13 protein-coding genes and 1 pseudogene are annotated in these 16605 nt (G+C 65.0%); 10 read left to right on the top strand and 4 right to left on the bottom strand.

Translation table 11 applies throughout. The features are described from left to right. Both JQ604_RS41780 and JQ604_RS36285 read right to left on the bottom strand, forming a co-directional pair. Positions 1-164, bottom strand: a pseudogene (locus tag JQ604_RS41780) (dicarboxylate/amino acid:cation symporter); the annotation flags it as partial. Between the two features lie 155 nt (positions 165-319). After that, positions 320-1507 carry a pyridoxal phosphate-dependent aminotransferase gene (locus JQ604_RS36285; protein WP_212365530.1) on the bottom strand — a complete coding sequence of 396 codons (1188 nt, stop codon included), beginning with the start codon at positions 1505-1507 and terminating at the stop codon, positions 320-322. A 231-nt stretch (positions 1508-1738) separates the two neighbouring features. Between JQ604_RS36285 and JQ604_RS36280 the strand changes: the two genes are divergently transcribed. The 10 genes from JQ604_RS36280 to JQ604_RS36235 all read left to right on the top strand — a co-directional run bounded on the left by JQ604_RS36280 (position 1739) and on the right by JQ604_RS36235 (position 11865). Beyond that, positions 1739-3106 (top strand): M48 family metalloprotease, encoded by a 1368-nt coding sequence (locus tag JQ604_RS36280; protein ID WP_433996321.1) that lies wholly within the window; start codon positions 1739-1741, stop codon positions 3104-3106. Between the two features lie 88 nt (positions 3107-3194). Continuing rightward, a complete protein-coding gene (locus JQ604_RS36275; protein ID WP_212365529.1) occupies positions 3195-3962 on the top strand; it encodes a DsbA family protein in 768 nt (255 codons plus the stop codon). 193 nt (positions 3963-4155) lie between these two features. Further along, positions 4156-5097, top strand: coding sequence for a hypothetical protein (locus JQ604_RS36270; RefSeq protein WP_212365528.1), 942 nt, complete (start codon positions 4156-4158; stop codon positions 5095-5097). Positions 5098-5216: 119 nt separating this feature from the next. Next, on the top strand, positions 5217-6032 hold the full coding sequence (locus tag JQ604_RS36265; RefSeq protein ID WP_212365527.1) for a DUF1236 domain-containing protein: 816 nt from the start codon (positions 5217-5219) through the stop codon (positions 6030-6032). A gap of 272 nt (positions 6033-6304) precedes the next feature. Then, positions 6305-6769 carry a type II 3-dehydroquinate dehydratase gene (gene aroQ / locus JQ604_RS36260; RefSeq protein ID WP_212365526.1) on the top strand — a complete coding sequence of 155 codons (465 nt, stop codon included), beginning with the start codon at positions 6305-6307 and terminating at the stop codon, positions 6767-6769. A gap of 51 nt (positions 6770-6820) precedes the next feature. Continuing rightward, positions 6821-7309, top strand: coding sequence for an acetyl-CoA carboxylase biotin carboxyl carrier protein (gene accB, locus JQ604_RS36255; protein WP_212365525.1), 489 nt, complete (start codon positions 6821-6823; stop codon positions 7307-7309). A gap of 24 nt (positions 7310-7333) precedes the next feature. After that, positions 7334-8686 carry an acetyl-CoA carboxylase biotin carboxylase subunit gene (gene accC, locus JQ604_RS36250; RefSeq protein WP_212365524.1) on the top strand — a complete coding sequence of 451 codons (1353 nt, stop codon included), beginning with the start codon at positions 7334-7336 and terminating at the stop codon, positions 8684-8686. Between the two features lie 112 nt (positions 8687-8798). Then, positions 8799-10346: a sensor histidine kinase gene (locus JQ604_RS36245; RefSeq protein ID WP_212365523.1), complete on the top strand. Its 1548-nt coding sequence runs from the start codon at positions 8799-8801 to the stop codon at positions 10344-10346. Beyond that, on the top strand, positions 10343-10783 hold the full coding sequence (locus JQ604_RS36240) for a response regulator (protein WP_212365522.1): 441 nt from the start codon (positions 10343-10345) through the stop codon (positions 10781-10783). The genes JQ604_RS36245 and JQ604_RS36240 overlap by 4 nt, the downstream gene beginning before the upstream one ends. Further along, positions 10780-11865, top strand: coding sequence for a sensor histidine kinase (locus JQ604_RS36235; protein ID WP_212365521.1), 1086 nt, complete (start codon positions 10780-10782; stop codon positions 11863-11865). The genes JQ604_RS36240 and JQ604_RS36235 overlap by 4 nt, the downstream gene beginning before the upstream one ends. Before the next feature lie 6 nt (positions 11866-11871). Here the strand turns inward: JQ604_RS36235 and JQ604_RS36230 are convergent, their stop codons facing one another. Both JQ604_RS36230 and JQ604_RS36225 read right to left on the bottom strand, forming a co-directional pair. After that, positions 11872-13287, bottom strand: a complete 1416-nt coding sequence (locus JQ604_RS36230) for an efflux transporter outer membrane subunit (protein ID WP_249159152.1) — start codon at positions 13285-13287, stop codon at positions 11872-11874. A gap of 36 nt (positions 13288-13323) precedes the next feature. Continuing rightward, on the bottom strand, positions 13324-16605 hold the full coding sequence (locus JQ604_RS36225) for an efflux RND transporter permease subunit (RefSeq protein WP_212365519.1): 3282 nt from the start codon (positions 16603-16605) through the stop codon (positions 13324-13326).

Raw genomic sequence — 16605 nt, 5'->3', positions numbered from 1 at the left:
TCGCCCATCGCCTTGATCCAGTCGTTCTTGCCGAGATCCGGCCAAAGCCAGCCGACAATCACGCCGAGCACGATCGCGATCAGAACCTGGACGTAGAGAACCCTGTACCACGGCTTGGCAGCCTTCGCGGCCGGCAGCCCCGCAGCAATCGTTGTCGTTGCCATGCGTTTCTCCCCCTCAAATGACAAATAGAGCCAAGATCACCTTGGCAAGTTGAGTCAATGGAACTGGTGCGCCTCGCCGTCTTGGTCCGCGGCGTGCAGCCTGCCGGTGTACCCCGGCTCAATTGTCTCCAGGGCGAGCCCGGAAACAGAGCAGGCTATTTAAGCCAACGCGCGATCCGCGCAACCGCTTCCTGCATGTCGGCCGCCGAACGCGCGTAGGAGAAGCGGACGAAGGCGCGGCCGTGGATCGGATCGAAGTCGACGCCCGGGGTCGCGGCGACATGCGCCTGCTCCAGCATCTCGCCGGCGAAGGCAAAGCTGTCCTTGGTGAAGTCGGAGACGTCGGCATACAGATAGAACGCGCCGTCGGCCGGCAGAAATTTCGTCAGCCCCGCCTTGGGCAGGCCCTCGATCAGGATGCGGCGGTTCTCCTGATAGCCGCGCTTGATCGCCTCCATCTCCTCGCGTCCCTCGAACGCCGCTTCCGCCGCGATCTGCGACAGCGTCGGCACCGAGATCGAGAGGTTCTGCTGGAGCCGTTCGATCGGCCGCACCAGCGGCTCCGGCACCACCATCCAGCCGACCCGCCAGCCGGTCATGCAGAAGTATTTCGAGAACGAGTTGATCACCAGCGCGTGCGGCGACAGCTCGGCCGCCGTCACCGCGGGAAACGCGTAATCGAGTCCATGATAGATCTCGTCCGAGATGAAGCGGATGCCGGCGCTCTCGGCCGCCAGCATCAGGCTCGACAGCGCCTCGCGCGACATCATCGTCCCGGTCGGATTGGCGGGGCTGCCGACCAGCACGCCCTTCAGCGGCGCCTTGCGATGCGCGGCCAGCAGCGCCTCGCCGGTCAGGGCGTGTCGGGTGTCGTTGGTGGTCTCGATCAGCACCGGCTCGCAGCCGAGCGCAGTGAGGATGTGACGGTATGGCGGATAGCCGGGCACGGTGACCGCGACGCGATCGCCCGGCTCGAACATCGACAGGAACGCCAGGATGAAGCCACCCGACGAGCCCGTGGTGACGACGATGCGCTCTGGGTCGACCGTGCAGCCATAGGTCTCCTGGTAGTGGCGCGCAATGCGGGCACGCAGCGACGGGATGCCGAGCGCGGAGGTATAGTCGATCCGCCCCTCGCGCAGCGCGGCCTGTGCGGCTGCAATCGCGGGCTTCGGCGCTCCCTCTGCGGGCTGGCCGACCTCCATGTGGATGACATGGCCGCCGGCGGCCTCGATTCGGGCCGCGGCCGCCATCACGTCCATCACCATGAAAGGCGGAACTTCGCTGCGTCCCGAGGCCGTCAGAAGGCCAGTCACGCGGTCTCTAAATGTCGCTTCAAGCATCGATATCTGCTATTTCGGCGGCCACCGCCGATTTAAGGTTCCCGCTTCCGCTACCGCCCCAGACTGGCCGTATTCGGTGGGTCCTTATAACCCTTTCAAGCCAAGTGGATACCGGGTCGCGTGAAGAAAAACCGTGCAAGCATCACCCAGGGCGATCCGTCTGATTTGACCCGGGCCGGGTTCGGCGCACTGCTCCGCCGCTCTGCCCGGCAACGCTCCATCGCCTGCAAGCTGACCGCCATCACGACGGCGCTCGCCCTCATGGTCGGCCCGATGACGCCGGTAACTGCCCAGCAGAACAAGGGCCCGCCGGTGCTGCGCGATACCGAGACCGAGCAGTTGCTGCGCGAGTACACAAGGCCGATCCTGCGCGCCGCCGGGCTCGAGAAGCAGAACATCCAGATGGTGATCATCAACGATGGCAGCTTCAACGCATTCGTCGCCGATGGTCGCCGCATCTTCGTCAATTACGGCGCCATCCTGCAGTCGGAGACGCCGAACCAGATCATCGGCGTGCTCGCGCACGAAACCGGCCATCTCGCCGGCGGGCATCTCGCCAAGCTGCGCGAGCAGTTGGCGCAGGCGCAGACCCAGATGATCATCGCGATGCTACTCGGCGCCGGCGCCATCGCCGCGGGCGCCAAGGGCAATTCCGGCAACGGTCTTTCCAGCGCCGGCGCGGCCGCGATGTCGGCGCCGGCGGAGGTGATCCGCCGCACCCTGTTGTCCTACCAGCGCCAGCAGGAAGAGAACGCCGACCGCGCCGGCGTCAAGTTCCTGACTGCGACACAACAGTCGCCGAAGGGCATGTACGAGACCTTCAAGCGCTTCACCGACGAGAGCCTGTTCGCCGCGCGCGGTGCCGATCCCTATCTGCAGTCGCATCCGATGCCGATCGATCGCGTCCAGGCGCTGGAGGAATTCGCACATACCAGTCCGTACTGGGACAAGAAGGACGATCCGGCGCTGCAACTGCGCCACGACATGGTGCGCGCAAAGATCTCGGGCTTCATGGAGCGGCAGGACACGGTGTATCGGCGCTATCCGCTCTCCAACAACAGCCTGCCGGCGCGTTACGCGCGCGCGATCACCACCTATCTGCACGGCGATTTGCGCTCGGCGATCGCGCAGATCGACGGCCTGATCCAGGTCCAGCCCAACAATCCCTATTTCTACGAGCTGCGCGGCCAGGCCCTGATCGAGGGCGGCCATCCGGCGGAAGCGATCGCGCCGCTGCGCAAGGCCGTCGCAATGTCCGGCAACGCGCCGTTGATCGAGATGATGCTTGGACAGGCGCTGGTCGCCTCCGACAACAAGGCTCTCACCGACGAAGCCATCGGCATCCTGCGCGCCGCGGTGGCCCGCGAGACCGAAGCGCCGATGGGCTACAGCCAGCTCGCGATGGCCTATGGCCGCAAGGGCGACTACGCCCAGGCCGACCTCGCCTCGGCGCAGGCAGCCTATCTCCGTGGCGACAGCAAGACCGCGCGCGATCTCGCCTCCCGCGCCAAGACACGCTTTGCGATCGGCACGCCCGGCTGGGTCAAAGCTGACGACATTGTGAGCGCCAAGCCCATGCCCGGGTCGAAAAACAACTAGAAATAAACCGAAGTTCCATAGAACGATCACCGAAACCGGCTTAAAGCTGCGGCAACATTATTCGCTCAGCCGAACAAGGATTATCCCGATGCCCTCGCTTCGTTTCCTCGCTCCCGCTCTGCTCGCGCTCGCCATCGGCGGCACGCCGCTGCAAGCCTCGGCGCAAAGCTTCAACGACACCCAGAAAGGCGACATCGAGACCATCGTGCGCAACTACCTGATCGCGCATCCCGAGGTGCTCGAAGAGGCAATGAACGAGCTGAGCAAGAAGCAGGCCGCCGCCGAAGCCGAGAAGCACCAGGCCAGCATCACCAAGAACGCCGACACCATCTTCAACTCGCCGCGCGGCGTGACGCTCGGCAACAAAGACGGCGACGTCACCTTCGTCGAGTTCTTCGATTACAATTGCGGCTACTGCAAGCGTGCAATGGCCGACATGATGGACCTGATGAAGGCCGATCCGAAGCTGAAGGTCGTGCTGAAGGAGTTTCCGGTGCTGAGCCAGGGCTCGGTCGAAGCGGCGCAAGTCGCGGTCGCCGTGCGCATGCAGGATCCCTCGGGCAAGAAATATCTCGACTTCCACCAGAAGCTGCTCGGTGGCCGCGGCGCTGCCGACAAGGCGCGCGCGATGGCGGTGGCCAAGGAAGTCGGCCTCGACATGGCCAAGCTCGAGAAGGACATGGCGAGCCCGGAGGCGAAAGCCACCATCGAGGAGAATTTCAAGCTCGCGGAATCCATGGGCATGAACGGCACGCCGAGCTACGTGATTGGCAAGCAGGTGGTGATCGGCGCGGTTGGCGCGGAGGCCCTGAAGGAGAAGATCGGCATCGCCCGCTGCGGCAAGGCGACCTGCTGATTCCGTCACTTTCGTTGATCTGAAGAATCCGGCTGCTTGCGGCCGGATTTTTTGTTGGCCGGATGATTGCGACCGAACCGCCTTCGCAGAGGACGCAACTAAGGGGGAGCGTTTGAACTCTTGGGGCATGATCTTGTCGGAAAACCGGTCTACACTTTTCCGGATCATGCCCAGTGCAGGGACCCCCAGCCGCATGACACTGGCACCGCCGACCATTGGCTATGATCTGACGCTCCTCAAGACACCTCCCGCCCGCGGCACCAGGAATGATCACGGCTGGTGCTATGGCCTGCCACCGGGCCTCCGGCCCGAGCAATGGCCGCTCAGCCCGCACGACGGCTTTCCGATGCAGCACGGCTTTACGCTGCGCATCCCCGAACAATATCGCACCAGGGGAAACGATTACGTCGCGCTCGCGCTGTTCGCCGACCAGCAATATGACGAGCCCGACTATGTAGAGACGGTCGGGAATTATCTCGCCGCCAGCGACAGCACGCGTCCTGTCGACGCAAACCTGCTGCCGTACCGGACCTACCTGCAGAACCGTCATCCGATGGAATGCCGGATGACCGATCTGATCGACCACAATTTTGCAGCGATCTGGCTGACCGCGGCCGAATTCGCAGGTCCGCTCTGCCAGCCGCCTGACCTCTCCGGCAATCCCCTGCTGCAACAGAACCCGCTGCCGCTCTGGCTCGAGACGGGCGCGGCACGTATGGCCTTCGACGTGCAGACCGGCAGCCATGGCAGCTACGACGACGTCGAGGAGTTGCAGAAGAAATACTGGTATCGGCTGTTCAACCACATCCCGGAGATCGGCCACCCGGCTTACGGCGTCGCCATCGCGATGCGCGAGAACGATGTCAATGTCGGCAGGCCGCCACGCGATCACCTGCTGCACAAGAACGAGCTCGGCGACTACATCGCTCCCTATTCGACCGACGGTGTCGCGCTCGGGCTGAAGCGTCTGCATGGTCGCAACCATCTCGGCGGCACGATGTTCCCATGCCAGTGGACGCCGAAATTCAGCGCAACCTATCTCGAGATCGAAGAGCATTTCGGTGGCTTCAATTTCGGCGGCGGCAATGCGCAGCTCGACCTTGCGACGATGGAATTCGACTGGGCCTGCGGCTGAGTTTCGTATTCATCGCGCATTCAGAAAACAAACCGCAGGGAACCCCGATTCAATCGGAACATCACGCATCTCCTTTCGTTGTCGGCGCGGGCAATGCAGACGTGTGAGGAGGAAATTCAATGTCTAAACGTTTTCTGATTTCGGTCGCTACGGCAGCCCTGATCGCCGGCACCGGCTTTGCGAACGCGCAAGGCACCGGCATGAGCAAGGAATCGCCGTCGGCCGGCGGTGGCGCGACGACGCAGCACAGCGCACCTTCCGGTGGCGCGTCATCGGGCACGATGGAGCGCGACAGCAGCGGCATGAAAGGCAGCGAGCGCTCGACCAAGGGCGAAGGCCCCGGCATGAAGGGCGCCGAGTCCGAGAAGTCCGGCACCTCGACCAAGGGCGCGCAGGACAGCACCCAGAAGTCGAAGAGCATGAGCTCGGAGAACGAGCGCGACAAGGCCGGCGCGTCCAAGGACATGAAGGCCGAGAGCCGCGAGAAGAGCGGCAACATGAGCGCCGACAAGGCTGACAAGAGCGGTACGCACACCAACCAGAATGCGCAGACCGACAAGAGCGGCACGTCGACCAACCAGAACGCCCAGACCAAGAGCCCGACCGACACCAACCGGGCGCAGACCAACGACACCAGCCGTACCCAGACCACCACGGGCAACGCGGCGACCTCGGCGACTGCGGCTCCGCCGGCCGAGAAGCGGACCGAGATTTCGACCGCGATCAAGTCGGAGAAGGTCACTGAAGTCACCAACGTGAACTTCAACGTGTCGGTCGGCACCAGGGTGCCCGCGAGCGTGCGCTTCTATCCGGTGCCGGAACGCGTCGTGACGATCTATCCGGAATGGCGCGGCTACGAGTTCATCCTGGTCAAGGGCCGCTACATCATCGTGCGTCCGGAGACGCATGAGATCGTCTACATCATCGAGGGCTAACTTGACGGGCCTCGAAGCCCCAGTTGCGAACCCCGCCCCCTTCGGGCGGGGTTTTGCGTCAGCCCCCACACAGCACTGGATAAGCCCGGCGCCCGCCTCCCGGAGGTCGCGCTCGCCAAAATTGGTTAACGAGCGTTTTCAGAGACTTATAGGCCCTATCTGACACCCAAAATGAGTGTGTTGAAGCACCCTCCGACCCCACCTAAAGGCTTCCCCTTCCCTCTGGAGTTACCTATAACCCCGCGACCTCAGCAGCTTTTGCCGGAAATCTGATGGCCGACGCGACCAGCGCAACGATCTATGTCCTGAACGGCCCGAACCTCAATCTGTTGGGGACCCGGGAGCCGGAGACCTACGGTCATGCCACGCTCGCCGATGTGGAAAAGCTGTGCGCGGAAACGGCGCAGCAGTTCGGCCTCTCCGCCGATTGCCGCCAATCCAACCGCGAGGGCGAGCTGATCGACTTCATCCACGAGGCCCGCAGCAAGGCGGTCGGCATCATCATCAATGCCGGCGCCTATTCTCACACCTCGATTGCGCTGCATGACGCCATCGTCGGCGTGAAGCTTCCGACCGTCGAGGTCCATATCAGCAACATCCACGCCCGCGAGAGTTTTCGCCACCACTCGTTCACGGCCAAGGCAGCCTTCGCCTCGATCTGCGGCTTCGGCATCGACGGCTACCGCCTTGCGATATCGGGCCTTGCCGCCAAGATCGGCGCCAGGGCAAGCACTTGACGCCAACACCTGACACTTCCCGTCATCAGACAGAGATTCCGGATCAAGATCATGGCGCGCCAGCCAGACGATAAATCAGCTGCCAAATCCAAGAACGACGACAGTGCGCTCATTCGCGAGCTCGCTTTGCTGCTCGCCGAAACCAACCTGACCGAGATCGAGATCGAGCGCGCCGGGCTTCGCGTGCGTGTCGCGCGCAACATCAGCATCGCGGCCTCGGTCCCCGCAGTCCAGGCAGCGGTCGCAGCGCCGGTCGCAACTCCCGTCGCCGTGGCGGCTGCACCGGCGGCTGATCTCGCCAAGCATCCGGGCGCCGTGCCCTCGCCGATGGTCGGCACCGCCTATTGGGCGCCGGAGCCCGGCGCCAAGCCGTTCATCGAGGTCGGCAGCAAGGTCTCCGCCGGCCAGACGCTCTTGATCATCGAAGCCATGAAGACGATGAACCAGATCCCCTCGCCGCGCGCGGGCACCGTGACCCAGATCCTCGTCGAGGACGGCCAGCCCGTCGAATACGGCGAGCCGCTGGTCATCATTGAATAAGCCAATTCAACCTCAGGCGCTGCGATGTTCGACAAGATCCTCATAGCCAATCGCGGCGAAATCGCGCTTCGCGTGCTGCGCGCCTGCAAGGAGCTCGGCATCTCCACGGTCGCGGTGCACTCCACCGCCGACGCCGATGCGATGCATGTGCGGCTCGCCGACGAGAGCGTCTGCATCGGGCCGCCGCCGTCGAAGGACAGCTATCTCAACGTGCCGGCGCTGCTCGCCGCCTGCGAGATCACCGGCGCGGACGCCGTGCATCCCGGCTATGGCTTCCTGTCCGAGAACGCGCGGTTCGCCGAAATCCTCGCCGACCACAATCTCGATTTCATCGGGCCGAAGGCCGAGCACATCCGCCTGATGGGCGACAAGATCGAGGCCAAGAAGACCGCCAAGCGGCTCGGCATTCCCGTGGTGCCCGGCTCCGACGGTGCCGTGACCAACGAAGACGACGCGATGGCGATCGCCAAATCGATCGGCTTCCCGGTGCTGGTCAAGGCGGCCGCCGGCGGCGGCGGCCGCGGCATGAAGGTCGCGCATTCGGAGGCTGACCTCGCGCTGGCGCTGTCGACCGCCGCCAATGAGGCCAAGTCGGCATTCGGCGACGCCTCGGTCTATCTCGAAAAATACCTGCAGAGGCCACGCCACATCGAGATCCAGATCCTCGGCGACGGCCGCGGCGGCGCGATCCATCTCGGCGAGCGCGACTGCTCGCTGCAGCGCCGCCACCAGAAGGTCTGGGAAGAAGGCCCCTCGCCGGTGCTGTCGGCCGCCGCGCGGGCCAAGATCGGCGAGACCTGCGCCAAGGCGATGCGGGATATGAAATATCTCGGCGTCGGCACCATCGAATTCCTCTACGAGGACGGCGAGTTCTATTTCATCGAAATGAACACCCGTATCCAGGTCGAGCATCCCGTCACCGAGAGCATCACCGACATCGATCTCGTGCTGGAGCAGATCCGGATCGCCGCCGGCGGCGACCTGCCGGCGCGGCAGGACGAGATCGCGATCATCGGCCACGCCATCGAATGCCGCATCAATGCGGAGAACCCGCAGACCTTCCGTCCCTCGCCCGGACGCATTACGCAATTCCATCCTCCCGGCGGCCTCGGGGTGCGGATCGATTCCGCGGTCTACCAGGGCTACGTGATCCCGCCCTACTACGACTCGCTGGTCGGCAAGCTGATCGTGCACGGCAAGACCCGCCAGGAATGCCTGATGCGGCTGCGCCGCGCGCTCGACGAAATGGTGGTCGACGGGATCGAGACGACGCTGCCGCTGTTCCGCAATCTGGTCCGCGAGCCCGGCATCATCGACGGCGACTACCACATCCACTGGCTGGAGCAGTATCTGGCCGGCCCATCGGGCAAGGGCTAGCCAGCCTTAGGAAATAAGTTCCCCCGGAATGGAACCGGCCGGCCGGTTGCGGCTTATATCCCCCGGGGGATTTATCCGCATCGCAAGGGGCAGCTTGCATTCCACGCTTCCGATGACGCCAGCGACCACGACATCTGACGCCCGGCGCCGCCGCGCCCTGGGCCAGATCGTGCTGCTCTCGGCTGGATTCCTGGTGCTGGTCGCGATCAGCGTGGCGTCGGTGCTGCTGGTCAACAAGGCGCGCAAGGACAACGCGCTCGTCGTGCACACGGTCGAGGTGGAGAGCCAGATTTCCAACCTGCTGCTGGAAATCCGCCGCGCCGAGAGCGCGACGCGTGCCTATCTCCTCACCACTGAGCCGCAATACCTGACGGAGTACCAGAGTGCGGCGGCCAACATCCTTCCGGCGCTCGACCATCTTGCCAGGCTCTCCGCCGACAATCCGGTCCAGACCGCAAATACCGCCAGGCTGAAGGACGCGGTGCATCGGCGCCTCGCGGATTTTGCCCGCAGCATCGACGGCGCCGGGATCACCGACATCGCCGCCAGGGTCGATGTCCTGCGCGCCAGCAGTTCGACGGAGGCGGTGCAGGCCATCGCCGACATCTCGCGGGCCATGCGGGTCGAGGAGGATCGGCTGTTCGGGATGCGGACCGCCAACGCCGACCAGACCCAGATCCTGGCCTCCTCGGTCACCATTGCAGGCTCATCGATGGTGATTGCGCTCGCCGGCCTCGCGATCTTCCTGGTGCGCCGCTCCTCCCGTATCCGCGACGAGGCCGAAACCCAGCTCCGCGACATCAACGTCACGCTGGAGACGACCGTCGACGAGCGCACCGCCGACCTGCGCGAAGCCAATGAGGAAATCCAGCGCTTCGCCTACATCGTCAGCCACGATCTGCGTTCGCCACTGGTCAACATCATGGGCTTCACCAGCGAGCTCGAGGAGCTGCGCGGCGACATCTTTAGGCGCATCTCCTCGCTCAGCCGCACCGCGTCGCTGGCGCCGGCATTGCCGGAGGATGCCACCGATAGCGCCGAACCCGTGCTCGAGGGTCCGGACAAGCAGCTCTCCGACGACTTCAACGAGTCGCTCGCCTTCATCAAATCGTCGATCGACAAGATGGACCGCCTGATCGGCGCGATCCTCAACCTGACGCGCGAGGGGCGTCGCGAGTTCAAGCCGGAGCGGATCAACATCCGCGAGCTGATCGACAACATCGCCAAGACGGTGGCGCATCAGGCCGTTGAAGCCGAGGCCCGGTTCGAGATCGGCTCCCTTCCGAATCTCGTCAGCGACCGCCTTGCGCTGGAGCAGATCTTCTCCAATCTGATCGACAACGCGCTGAAATACCTCAAGGACGGCGTCCCCGGGGAAATCGCGATCACGGGCCGCACCAAGCTCGGGTTCGCAATCTACGAAATATCGGATAACGGTCGCGGCATCGATCCGAAGGATCACCAGCGCATCTTCGACCTGTTCCGCCGCGCCGGAACCCAGGACAAGCCCGGCCAGGGTATCGGACTTGCCCACGTCCGCGCACTGGTGCGGCGCCTCGGCGGAACCATGTCGGTCGCTTCAGAACTTCACAACGGCAGCACCTTCACGATAACACTGCCCATCAATTGGACAGGCAAATCCCGGGATAAAGAGTCATGAGTAATCCAGTCACCATCATCATGATCGAGGACGATGAGGGCCACGCGCGGCTGATTGAGCGGAATATCCGGCGCTCGGGTGTCAACAATGAGATTGTCCCGTTCACCAACGGTACAGCGGCGGTGGACTATCTCTTTGGCCAGGATGGAACCGGCGCGAATCGCAAGGGCCAGGCCCTCCTCATCCTGCTCGATCTGAATCTGCCCGATACGTCAGGCATCGATATCCTGAAGCGGGTCAAGGAGAACAAGTATCTCAAGGCGACACCGGTGGTGGTGCTGACCACGACCGACGACTCCCAGGAGATCAAGCGATGCTACGAACTGGGCTGCAACGTCTATATCACCAAGCCGGTCAACTACGAGAGCTTCGCCAACGCCATTCGCCAGCTCGGTCTGTTCTTCTCCGTGATCCAGGTACCACCAGCCGCCCCATGACCCAGACGACGCCGACACTGCTCTATATCGACGATGACGCGACGCTGGCGCGTCTGGTCGAACGCGGCCTGACGCGACAGGGCTACAAGGTCGTGCACGCCGCAAGCGGCCAGCAGGGTCTCGACCGCCTCGTCCAGGGCGGTATCGACGTAATCGCGCTCGACCAGTACATGCCGGGCCTCGACGGGCTGGAGACGCTGGAGCAGATCCTGAAAATCCCGGATGCGCCGCCGGTGGTGTTCGTCACGGCCTCGCAGGATTCCGCGATCGCCGTCACCGCGCTGAAAGCCGGCGCAGCCGACTATCTGGTCAAGGACGTCAGAGGCGACTTCATCCCCCTGCTCCAGGTCGCGGTGGCCGGCGCGATCCGGCAGGCCGAGATCCGGCGGGCGCGCGATGAAGCCGAAGCCGAAGTGCACGCTTCGCGCGACCGCTACGCGGCGCTGGCGGCCGAGCGCGAGGTCTTGCTGCGCGAGGTCAATCACCGCGTCGGCAACTCGCTGCAGATCATCGCCTCGCTGCTGCATCTGCAGGCCAACTCCGCCAAGGAGGACGGCGTCAAGGCCGCACTGACCAATGCGATGGGCCGCGTCGCTGCGGTCGCGCAGGTGCATCGCCGGCTCTACACCTCGCAGGACTTCAAGTCCGTGATGCTCAACCAGTACCTCGAAGCCTTGCTGGAAGACCTGCGCCGCTCCGCCGAGGGCAACCGGATGTCGCGGCTGACGCTGAAGGCTACCCCGGCCGAGATCGATCCGGACCGGGCGGTCGGGATCGGTATCATCGTCAACGAGTTGGTTATGAACGCGGTCAAATACGCCTATCCCGACGGCGCCGGCCCGATCCATGTCGAGCTGACCCAGCATGGCGACGATCTGCAGCTCGCGATCTCGGATGAAGGCATCGGGATCGGCGACAAGATCGATCCGCGCGGCACCGGCATGGGCCAGCGCATCGTCACCGCGATGGCCTCCAAGCTCGACGCCACCGTTGAGCGCGATCCCGTCCACAACGGCACCCGCGTGCTGGTGCGCTTCCGCCGCATCCCGGCGCCGCCGCAGGCGAACGCCGCCGCCAAGTAAGGCCGCTCATTGCAACGCCGCCAGCGTGCCGGTCGGCGTCCAGCCGCCGCCGAGCGCCTGGAACAGGCTGCTTGCCGCCAGCAGCTTTGACAGCCGCACCTGCACCAGCGTGTTCTCGGCCGTGAACAAGGTCTGCTGCGTCTGCAGCACCGTGATCAGATTGACCGTGCCGCCGCGCAATTGCGTCTCCGCGACCTCGAAGGCCTTGCGCGAGCTGGTCACCACATCGGCCTGCAGCCGTTCCTGCAGCGTGTACTTTTGCAAGGCGATCAGCGCCTTCTCGACGTCGGCGAAGGCCGACAGCACGGCCTTGCGATAGGCCTGCAGATTCTGCAGCTGCACGCCCTTGGCGAGCTTGAGCTGGCCCTCCAGCAGGAAGCCATCGAACAGCGGCTGCGTCAGCCCTGCGGCCAGCGTGTAGTACCAGGCGCCCGGGGCGAACAGCGAGGCCAGCGCGGCGCTCTGGAAACCCGTCGTACCCGTGAGCTGGATCTGCGGGAAGAACGCCGCCCGCCCCGCCTCGACGCTGAAATTGGAGGACGCTAGCTGCGCCTCGGCCTCACGAATGTCGGGCCGTTCATAGAGCAGTTCCGACGGCAGGCCCGGTGTCACCCGCGGCACAGCGATCTGGGTCGTGCTGCCGCCGCGCACCGTGAAATTGGCCGGCGCGCGCGCAACCAGCAGCGCCATCGCGGCGATGTTCTGGCCGACCGTCACCTCGAGCGGCGGGATCGCCGCGCGCTGCGTTGCGACCAGCGCCTCCTGCTGCGACAGATCGAGCTGCGAGGCGGTGCCACCGGCGAACTGGGTCTTGATCAGCGCCAGGATGCGTTCGGCCGCAGCCAGATTGTTGCGGGTGACCTTGAGCTGGTCCTGCGCGGCGAGGATCTGGAAATAGGTGTTGGCGACGGTGACCATGGTGGTCAGCCTCACCACCTCGCGATTGTAACGCGCGACCGTCGCGCTCTCCTCGGCGGCGGCCAGCGTCGCGCGGTTCTTGCCCCAGAAATCCACCATATAGCTCGCGGTCAGCCCGGCACTGTACTGCGTGATGGTCGAGGCATTGCCGCTCGAGGAGCTCAGGGCACCGAAATGCTCGCGCTCCGCGCCGGCCGTGCCGGTGATGGTCGGGAATAGCGCCGCACCGGAGACGCCGACCTGGGCATCGGCCTGCACGATTTGGGCGATGGCCGCCGCGATATCGAGATTGTAGAGCTGGGCCCCCTCCATTAACGTGGTCAGCTCGCGCGACCGGAAGCCGCGCCACCAGTCGATCGCCGGCACCGACGCATCGGCCGCGATTCCCTTCGGCGCATTGCGATAGCTGGCCGGTGTCTCCAGGCTGAGGTCAGGACGCTCCGAGCCCGGGATGCAGCCCGATAGGGCCATGGCCGCTGCCAGCAGCACGGCCCCGCGCCGCATCCCCAAACGATCCCGCAACATCGCACCGCCCAACATCTACTCACCCGGTTGAAAGGACGGCCCGGCCGTGGCCGCGCCACGGCGCGCACGCTGGGCCCACAGACGGAACCGGTCGAGATAGAGGTAGATGACCGGCGTCGTATAGAGCGTCAGCACCTGGCTCAGGATCAGCCCGCCGACGATCGCGATGCCGAGCGGCTGGCGCAGCTCGCCGCCGTCGCCCATCCCGATCGCGAGCGGCACCGCGCCGAGCAGGGCCGCCATTGTCGTCATCATGATCGGGCGGAAACGCAGCAGGCAGGCTTCCCGGATCGCGTCCAGCGGCGCCAGCCCGCGGCCCCGTTCGGCTTCGAGCGCGAAGTCGATCATCATGATCGCGTTCTTCTTGACGATGCCGATCAGCAGGATGACGCCGATCAGCGCCATGATGCTGAACTCGGTCTTGAACGCCATCAGCGCCAGCAGCGCACCGACGCCGGCGGACGGCAGCGTCGAAAGGATGGTGAGCGGATGGACGTAGCTCTCATAGAGCACGCCCAGCACGATGTAGATCGTCACCAGCGCGGCCAGGATCAGGAACGGCTGGTTGTTGAGGGAATCCTGGAACGCCTTCGCGGTGCCCTGGAAGGTGCCGCGGATGGTGGCGGGCACGCCGATCCGGTTCATGGCGGCCTCGATGCTCGCCACCGCCGTGCTGAGCGAGACATTCTGCGGCAGGTTGAACGAGATCGTGTTGGCGACCAGCAGGCCCTGATGGTTCACTGCCAGCGGCGTCGCGCCTTGCGTGAACTCGGCGACGTCGGACAGCGGGATCATGGTCTCACTGCTGGTGCTGACCGCCGATCCCGTCGATGCCACGCCCTTGCCGGTCGCGCCGATCGAATTGGTGGCGAGATTGCGCGCCGCCTGCAGATTGGCTGCATTGGCCGAGCTCGACGTGCCCGACGCCACCACCGTCCCCGCGACCGCATTGGTCGCCTGCGACCCGCCGACCGTGCCGCCGGAGGTGCTGACATAGACATCCCTGAGCGTCTGCGGGTTCTGCCAGTAGCGCGGCGCCACCTCCATGATGACGTGATACTGGTTGCGGGCGACATAGATCGTCGAGACCTGGCGCTGGCCGAACGCGTCGTACAGGGTGTTGTCGATCTGGCTGACGGTGATGCCGAGCCGCGCCGCGGAGTCGCGGTTGATCACCAGATCGGACTCCAGCCCCTTGTTCTGCTGGTCGCTGTTGACGTCCGCAAGGTTCGGCTCGCGCTGCAGCGCGGCCGCGATCTTCGGCGTCCATTCGTTGAGCTCCTCCAGGGTCGAGCCCTGCAGCGTGTACTGGTATTGCGCATTCGACGCCCTGCCCCCGACCCGGATGTCCTGCACGGCCTGCAGGAACAGGCTGGCGCCGGGCACCACGGAAAGCTCTCGTCGCAGCCGCGTGATGACGGCGTCGGCGCTCATCTTGCGCTGGTCGAGCGGCGTCAGCGAAACGAACACGAAGCCGGAATTGGTTTGGCCGCCGCCGGTGAAGCCGACGGCCGCCTCGACCGCCGGATCGCGCTTGATGATGCCGACGAACTGCGCGAGCTTCTGCTGCATCAACTGGAACGAGATGCTCTGGTCGGCCTGGATCGAGCCGACCAGCCGTCCGGTGTCCTGCTGCGGGAAGAAACCCTTGGGCACCACGCTGTAGAGATAGTAGTTGAGACCGAGCACGGCGGCGAGGACCTGCATGACCATGGCCGGGTGCTGCAACGCGCCTGTCAGGCTGCGCCGGTAGAAATTCAGCATCGCCTCGAAGAAGCGCTCGCTTGCCCAATACAGCCTGCCATGGCCCTCGCCGCTCTCCCGGCGCAGCAGCACGGCGCACATCATCGGCGTGGTGGCGAGCGAGACGGCGAGCGAGATCAGGATCGAGATCGAGATCGTGATGGCGAATTCGCGGAACAGGCGGCCGACGATGCCACCCATCAGCAGGATCGGGATGAACACCGCAATCAGCGAGACGCTCATCGACAGCACGGTGAAACCGACCTCGTTGGCGCCCTTCAGCGCCGCATCGAGCGGCGACATCCCCTCCTCGATGTAGCGGGTGATGTTCTCCAGCACGACGATGGCGTCGTCGACCACGAAGCCGGTCGCGACCGTCAGCGCCATCAGCGAGAGATTATCGAGGCTGTAGCCGATCAGGTACATGGCCCCGAAGGTCGCGACCAGCGACACCGAGACCGCGACCACGGGAATGAAGGTCGCGCGCGCATTGCGCAGGAAGGCGAACACCACGACGATGACCAGCAGCACAGCCAGGATCAGCGTGCGCTCGACGTCGCGCAGCGAGGTGCGGATGGTGGTCGAGCGGTCGACCGCAAGGCCGATATCGATCGCCGGCGACACCGAGGCGCGGAGCTGCGGCAACAGGCCCTTCACGAGGTCGACGGTGCTGATGATGTTGGCGTTGGGCTGCCGGTACAGGATGATCAGCACCGCCGGCTTGCCGTTGGCGAGGCCGGCATTGCGCAGATTCTCCACGGAGTCCGTCACCTCGCCGACGTCGGTCAGCCGTACGGCGGCGCCGTTGCGGTAGGCGACGATCAGCGACTTGTAGTCATCGGCCTTGTTGGCCTGGTCGTTGGCGTAGACCTGGTAGCGCTGGTCGCCGACGTCGATGCCGCCTTTCGGGCTGTGCGCATTGGCACTGGACAACGCGGCGCGGACGTCCTCCAGCCCGACGCCGTATTTGTACAGCGCCTGCGGAATGAGATCGACGCGCACGGCCGGCAGCGAGCTGCCGCCGACCACGACCTCGCCGATGCCCTCGACCTGCGAGAGTTTTTGCGCCAGCACCGTGGAGGCCGCGTCATAGAGGTCGCCCCGCGTCAGCGTGTCCGAGGTCAGTGTCAGGATCAGGATCGGCGCGTCGGCCGGGTTGACCTTGCGGTAGGTCGGATTGCTGCGCAGGCTGGTCGGAAGGTCAGCCCGGGCTGCGTTGATCGCCGCCTGCACGTCGCGCGCCGCGCCGTTGATGTCGCGGTTGAGCCCGAACTGCAGCGTGATCCGGGTCGAGCCGACCGAGCTCGACGAGGTCATCTCGGTGACATCGGCGATCTGGCCGAGGTGCCGCTCCAGCGGGCTCGCCACCGTCGTCGCCACGTCCTGCGGGCTCGCGCCGGGCAATGTCGCCTGCACCGAGATGGTCGGGAAATCGACCTGCGGCAGTGGCGAGACCGGCAGCTTGAAGAACGCCACCGCGCCGGCCGCGGCAAGCCCCAACGTCAGCAGCGTGGTCGCGACCGGGCGGCGGATGAAGGGCGTCGACGGGTCCAT

Origin of the sequence: Bradyrhizobium jicamae (assembly GCF_018130695.1) — a bacterium.
Classification (GTDB): Bacteria; Pseudomonadota; Alphaproteobacteria; order Rhizobiales; family Xanthobacteraceae; genus Bradyrhizobium; species Bradyrhizobium jicamae_B.
The sequence above is the reverse complement of the archived record's forward strand: the minus strand, read 5'-3'. Positions and strand labels throughout refer to the sequence as shown.

Bases quoted from the DNA above. Each gene is read 5' to 3' on its own strand.
- JQ604_RS36285 (WP_212365530.1), bottom strand. From the start codon at position 1,507: ATGCTTGAAGCGACATTTAGAGACCGCGTGACTGGCCTTCTGACGGCC.
- JQ604_RS36275 (WP_212365529.1), top strand. From the start codon at position 3,195: ATGCCCTCGCTTCGTTTCCTCGCTCCCGCTCTGCTCGCGCTCGCCATC.
- JQ604_RS36270 (WP_212365528.1), top strand. From the start codon at position 4,156: ATGACACTGGCACCGCCGACCATTGGCTATGATCTGACGCTCCTCAAG.
- JQ604_RS36265 (WP_212365527.1), top strand. From the start codon at position 5,217: ATGTCTAAACGTTTTCTGATTTCGGTCGCTACGGCAGCCCTGATCGCC.
- aroQ (WP_212365526.1), top strand. From the start codon at position 6,305: ATGGCCGACGCGACCAGCGCAACGATCTATGTCCTGAACGGCCCGAAC.
- accB (WP_212365525.1), top strand. From the start codon at position 6,821: ATGGCGCGCCAGCCAGACGATAAATCAGCTGCCAAATCCAAGAACGAC.
- accC (WP_212365524.1), top strand. From the start codon at position 7,334: ATGTTCGACAAGATCCTCATAGCCAATCGCGGCGAAATCGCGCTTCGC.
- JQ604_RS36245 (WP_212365523.1), top strand. From the start codon at position 8,799: ATGACGCCAGCGACCACGACATCTGACGCCCGGCGCCGCCGCGCCCTG.
- JQ604_RS36240 (WP_212365522.1), top strand. From the start codon at position 10,343: ATGAGTAATCCAGTCACCATCATCATGATCGAGGACGATGAGGGCCAC.
- JQ604_RS36235 (WP_212365521.1), top strand. From the start codon at position 10,780: ATGACCCAGACGACGCCGACACTGCTCTATATCGACGATGACGCGACG.
- JQ604_RS36230 (WP_249159152.1), bottom strand. From the start codon at position 13,287: ATGCGGCGCGGGGCCGTGCTGCTGGCAGCGGCCATGGCCCTATCGGGC.
- JQ604_RS36225 (WP_212365519.1), bottom strand. From the start codon at position 16,605: ATGGACCCGTCGACGCCCTTCATCCGCCGCCCGGTCGCGACCACGCTG.